This window comes from Hydrogenophaga sp. (assembly GCF_022844385.1).
GTDB lineage: Bacteria > Pseudomonadota > Gammaproteobacteria > Burkholderiales > Burkholderiaceae_C > Hydrogenophaga.
The window spans coordinates 1-3,012 of sequence record NZ_JALHLX010000006.1 but is presented as its reverse complement, the minus strand read 5'-3'; the positions used below and the strand labels follow the sequence as shown (position 1 = coordinate 3,012).

The window sequence follows — 3,012 nt, the reverse complement described above, 5'->3', positions numbered from 1 at the left end:
TGCAGCACCTGCGCTCGCGCTGGCTGCACCGCCCGCACAAGGACGCCGAGCAGGTGCGCTTTCACTACGACCTGTGCGACGACTTCTTTGCCCTCTGGCTCGACCCCTTGCGCGTGTACTCGTGCGCCTACTTCGAGCGCCCCGACATGACGCTGGCGCAGGCGCAGGAAGCCAAGCTCGAACTCATCTGCCGCAAGCTGCAGCTGCAGCCCGGCCAGCTGTTTCTGGACATCGGCGCGGGCTGGGGCGGCCTGCTGCTCTGGGCCGCCGAGCACCATGGCGTGCACGCCATGGGCATCACGCTGTCGCGCCACCAGCACGCCCACGTGAACCGCCTCATCGACGAAAAAGGCCTGCGCGACCGCGTGACCATGCGACTGCTCGACTACCGCGACCTGCCGCCCACCGCGCGCTTCGACCGCATTGCGTCGGTTGGCATGTTCGAGCACGTGGGCAGCGCCCGGCTCGACGGCTACTTTGCGCAGTTGCAGCGCATGCTCAAACCGGGCGGCCTGCTGCTCAACCACGGCATCACCGCCGGCGGCACCGACAACCACCAGCTCGGTGGCGGCATGGGCGAGTTCATCGACAAACACATCTTCCCCGGCGGTGAGCTGGTGCACGTGTCGCGCGTGGCGCGCAGCCTCGGCAGCAGCGGCCTGGAACTGCTGGACGCCGAAAACCTGCGCCCCCACTACGCCCGCACGCTCTGGGCATGGTCGGCCGGGCTGGAGAGCCAGCTGGATCGCGCACGCGAACTCACCAGCGAATCCACGGTGCGCGCCTACCGTCTCTACCTCGCGGGTTGCGCGGTGGCGTTCGAGCGCGGCTGGATCTCGATCCACCAGTTGCTGGCATCACGGCCCAGCGGCCAGCTCGGCGGCACGCCCTTGCGCGGCGCGCAGTCGGCATACCCCTTCACCCGGCGCCACATGGTCACGCCGGAGACCGCCTGAAGACCCAATCACAACACAGGAAGTCAATACAGCGATGTGGAGGCCATGCCTCACGAGGCCGCACTGGCGCGCAAGGGCACAGGTGATGCCGGATAAGCAATCCGCGCCAACCGTGCAAGGTCAGGCGCAAGGCACCGGTCTGTGCTCCCGGCAATCAGGCCTTCACGCCGAAATGCACCAAGCAACCGGGTCACGCTGATGGGGGTGATGGCAAGCAGGTCGGCGAGGTCGGTTCGGCGGGGACAAAACGCCTCGCCAGCCCTCTGCACGCTTTGCAGAAACAGCAGCGCTCGCGCCATGCGCGCGCGAGCGGGTCCGTGGCCGAACTCGGCAATGATCCGGTCGCTGTCATCCGCGGCGTACTGCCAGTCCGCCAACATCTGCTGGCAGGCACCAGGTTCTTCCTGCCGCAGCTGTTCAATGTGTGCGACCGGGATCCGGCAGGCCACGCCCGCCTGCATCACAAAGGCCGAATGACGGTAAGCCAGGCCAGCGAGCGCCGACATCCCGGCCATGCGGGATGCTGTCACCAAGCGAACGATGCACTCTTCGCCGTCGGGCCCCGGCACCGTCTCCTTCACCAGACCGCTCTGCACCACATACACGGCGTGGGCCGTGGCCCCTCTCTCAAACAGACGCGCGCCCTCGCGCAACACGATCTGCTGAGGCTCACACAAGACCCGCTGGCTTGACGTCGCGTCGCCGGGGTGGTCTGGTCCCCTCGCGCAAAACGGGTGAACCGGTGTTGTCGACATCTTTGTATAGCTCATTCGTTGCCCAATCAGAAGAGTGACTCCCCAAACATTCATCTTGTCGTCCTAACAAATGATAGGTGAGCGTACTGCACTCCGCGGCCCTGTATCCAGATGTATTGACTTGGGTCAATCGTGCGGCGAGGCCGCCTGAACACACTGAAGACAACGGGATGTCAAGCGTGCATTGGTCCTGTTTTGTTTCGGGCGTGAAGCCCGACCGACCAACGAAAAACGGAGTCAATGATGAAAGTTCAAAGAAGCGGGTTCTGGACAAGCCCATGGGGCAAGTCCGCATTGGGTATGGGCTGCGTCCTGCCCCTGCTGACCGCCTGCGGCGGTGGTGGCGGTGACGCAGCGGTGGCGCCGGTGGTGCCACCTGTGATCGTGTCGCCGCTGGCGGTGAACACTCCGTTCGCCCTGAGCGACTTCGGCTCCGGCGACAAGCCCAAGATCCAGCGCGCCGGCGACGGCACCCTGGTGGTGGCCTATGGCGACGCGCCGGACAACGCGCGCCTGGTGTACGACGTGAAGGCGCAGGTCGAGCGGCCCGCGCGCGACGTCTTTGTGAAGACCTGCAAGCCCAATCCTGCAGCCGTGCCCGCCAAAACCTGCGACGTGCTGACAGACTGGTCGATGGCCATGAACATTTCCCAGTCCTCCGACAAGAGCAGCATCAACACCGAATGGCGCGGCACCTTGGCCCCTGGACGGCTGGCCTTCCCGGGTGACATCGACAAGCCCAACATCAAGACCAGTGGTCCGGTGATGGTGCTGACCTGGGTCAGCAAGTACTGCCCCGATGGCGACCTGGCCACTGCGGACGTGGAGGCCCCGGTCCAGCGCGCCATCCGTTACCTGGAACGCGACAGCCGCATCATTCCTTTCTCCTGCACTTGGGTGGCACGCTCCATCAACAACGGCGTTGCCTGGAGCCCGGCGGTTCAGTTGAGCAGCGGTGAGCGCGACGCGATCCAGGATGCCAGCAGCGGCAGCTTCAACACCGAGACAAGGCTCGGGCAGGTGAACATCTCCTGGCAGGAAGACCCGCAGGGCCTGCAGCTCGGCGAGGCTGATGGCCCGGGCGATGGTGCCTCGGGTGCCAATGCGGGCAAAGGCACCGACATCTGGTACACCTCTGCAACCATCAATCTCTCGGTCACAGTGCCCCCCAATCCTGCCGACGACTTCGTGCTGGCAACGCCCGTGCGCCTCACCGACAACTCGACGGGCTTCGGACTGTCGGGCTCGGTCAACCCCATCTTCGATGGCGCAGGTGTCAACGTGGACCCGGACCTGATCGA

Annotated in this window: 3 protein-coding genes; 2 read left to right on the top strand and 1 reads right to left on the bottom strand. The window is 65.3% G+C overall.

What is annotated here, in order from left to right; all coding sequences use genetic code 11:
* On the top strand, positions 1-956 hold a 956-nt coding region (locus Q0C59_RS02325), incomplete at its 5' end, for a class I SAM-dependent methyltransferase (RefSeq protein ID WP_291211148.1).
* 50 nt (positions 957-1,006) lie between these two features.
* Here Q0C59_RS02325 and Q0C59_RS02320 read toward each other — a convergent pair.
* Positions 1,007-1,726, bottom strand: coding sequence for a Crp/Fnr family transcriptional regulator (locus Q0C59_RS02320; protein WP_291211144.1), 720 nt, complete (start codon positions 1,724-1,726; stop codon positions 1,007-1,009).
* Between the two features lie 228 nt (positions 1,727-1,954).
* Between Q0C59_RS02320 and Q0C59_RS02315 the strand changes: the two genes are divergently transcribed.
* A partial coding sequence (locus Q0C59_RS02315; protein ID WP_291211141.1) for a choice-of-anchor O protein occupies positions 1,955-3,012 on the top strand: 1,058 nt, incomplete at its 3' end.

What these genes read in the sequence shown, in the direction of transcription:
- Q0C59_RS02320 (WP_291211144.1), bottom strand. Translation starts at nt 1,726, where the DNA reads ATGAGCTATACAAAGATGTCGACAACACCGGTTCACCCGTTTTGCGCG.